This is a genomic window from Bathymodiolus heckerae thiotrophic gill symbiont (assembly GCF_900128515.1).
Taxonomy (GTDB): domain Bacteria; phylum Pseudomonadota; class Gammaproteobacteria; order PS1; family Pseudothioglobaceae; genus Thioglobus_A.
This window is the reverse complement of the sequence record NZ_FQTP01000244.1, coordinates 1-908: the sequence shown is the minus strand read 5'-3', so window position 1 is coordinate 908 and position 908 is coordinate 1. Positions and strand designations below refer to the sequence as shown.

At 43.8% G+C, this 908-nt stretch carries 1 protein-coding gene; it reads right to left on the bottom strand.

Features of this window, described 5'->3' with window-relative positions:
• Positions 1 to 877 (bottom strand): cadherin repeat domain-containing protein (locus tag BTHERMOSOX_RS11625; RefSeq protein WP_428992045.1); only part of this gene is annotated, 877 nt, incomplete at its 3' end.
• Positions 878 to 908: the final 31 nt, after the last annotated feature.

Genomic DNA, 908 nt, shown 5'->3' with positions numbered 1-908 from the left:
GTGCTGTATTCCAGTTACCCGTAGTAAAGGTCATTACGCCTGATACGGTAGCAGCACCTGTATCACTACTTACTGGAGTGATGGTGACGTCACCCGTTGGTTGAGTGTTAAGTACCACGGTGTAAGTGCCTGTGCTGGCTTCACCAATGGTGGCTGATGTTGCGGATTGAGTAATACCTGCAACAGCATCATCATCTGCTAGAGTAACAGCTACACTAGCAATACTAACAGCCTTGTAGCCAGCATCAAGGCTGTTGGCGGCACTGTGACTAATAGTAACTGATTCATTGATAGTGTTAGCGTCATTTACACCTGTAACTGTCACAGTCTGAGGCGTTGCCCAGTTAGCCATGGTAAAGGTGAGTGCTGAGCTAACCGTCGCAGCATTAGTATTATTACTCGTTGGGGTAACAACCACATCGGCAGTTGGTGCATCATTAAGTACCAGTGTGTAAGTATTAGTGCCTGCTTCACCCACGGTTAATGAGGATTGTGAAGCACTTACACCTTGCTCTGCATTGGTAACAATAATCTCAATATTTTGAGTAGTTGCTAAGCCTTTAGCGTCTGTTGCAGTAGCTGTAAAGATGTAAATGTTGTTAGTATCGCTATCAGCTGGAGATTCATAATCCGGGACTGGGTTAAAGCTAACCACACCTGTTGATGAGTTAATACTAAAGTCAGCAGCATCTGTGCCACTGATAGAGTAAGTAATAGTTTGTTCGTCTGTAGCGACTATAGTAATAGCTGTGGCTGTATTCTCAGCAACACTGGCAGTAGCACTTGAAGTAAACACTGGCGCTATGTTGTTAAGTAGTTTCTCGATCTTAATCTGTTTGCTACGCTTAACCATATCAAGAGTAGCTAAGCTCATCATAGCTCTTGCTCTAAATGGTTGATCATCTAGT